General features: G+C 44.0%; 2 protein-coding genes. Both read right to left on the reverse strand.

Annotated elements, in window-relative coordinates:
• The coding region (locus R7P35_RS24925; RefSeq protein ID WP_318093059.1) for a tetratricopeptide repeat protein at positions 1–868 on the reverse strand (868 nt) is incomplete at its 3' end.
• 12 nt (positions 869–880) lie between these two features.
• Positions 881–1244 (reverse strand): energy transducer TonB (locus R7P35_RS24930; RefSeq protein WP_318093060.1); only part of this gene is annotated, 364 nt, incomplete at its 5' end.

A 1244-nucleotide genomic window follows, 5' to 3' on the forward strand; every position in this document is an offset into this window, starting at 1 on the left:
TTTTTGCGTTGCGTTCTACATGACCATTATCAAAGGCTGTTTGAAGTGTTTTCGCTGCGCGGAAAGGCACCCCTTGATAAGCTTGGAAGTTTACTAAACGCAGGTATTCTTTCTCACCTTCTAATAGACCCAATTTATGAGCCATTTCTAGTGTTGAAAGGGCATTGCGCTCTTGATTTAACTCCATGTAAATACCAGACAATTGAGTCCAGTAACGCTTATTTTTTGGATATTTAGTGGTTAATATTTTCAATACACCCGCAACGCTCTTGAACTGCTTAAGTTCATAGTGCGCAGACATCAGTAGCTGATACCAAGATTCACTAGGTTCTTTACTCATAGCGATTGCTTGCTTAGCTGGTGGAATCGCGTTTTTGTAATCTTCTAGCTGAACATAAGCACTCGCTAGAGTGATGTATGCATGCGCTTGTGGCTTTTCTTCGGTGGTTTCTGCAATTTTGAACCACTCATTCATGGTTGCTACTGATTTTTTAAATTGCCCTTCGGCTAAGTAAAGCTGCGCCAAGCTATAACGAACTTGCTGGGCTACAGGCACTGGAAGTGCGTTTAAACTTAACGCATCAGCAAAATACTTTGCTGCTTTCGGGTAGTCATCTTGCAGAGAGTACAAAAAGCCCATCTGTTGCAGTAAGACTGCACGGTCATATTGTTTTTTGCTTGTACTACTTAATGCTGAGTTCAATTTAGAAAGGGCATCAGCGTACTTTTCTGTAGCAATGAGTTCCTGAACTTTGTTTACCGTTCGAAACGTTTTGTCTGACAACTCCGGAGTGTTGGCAAAACCAGGCGCGCCATACGCGCCTGACAATAACACTAGAGAAGCCAACAGTTTGGTATATGCTTTCATACGTATGACTCCTTAGTTTGTAGAGAACTCAATTTCTTGAGAAAGGCGAGAGCTAACCGCTTTACCATCAACCATTTTGGGTTTGAAGGTCCACTTAGATACGGTTTTCTTCGCGGCTTGTCCCAAGCCCAACTTACGTGGTGTCTCTTTTAAAACTTTGACGTCCTCGACGCTACCACGTTCGTTAACAGTAAACTCTACAAGTACGATACCTTTCTCAAGTCCAGAACGAGCGGCCTTACGAGGCATCTGAGGTTGGAATGTTGCTAAAGGCACAGGGCCTCCGCTACCTGCCAGTCTCGCTCCGCCACCTTGGCTGTAATGACCGAGTACTGAGCCACCAGTGACGTTAACTGGTAGATCGAGTTTTGGCATA

Origin of the sequence: Vibrio sp. Vb0304 (genome assembly GCF_033338995.1) — a bacterium.
Classification (GTDB): Bacteria; Pseudomonadota; Gammaproteobacteria; order Enterobacterales; family Vibrionaceae; genus Vibrio; species Vibrio alginolyticus.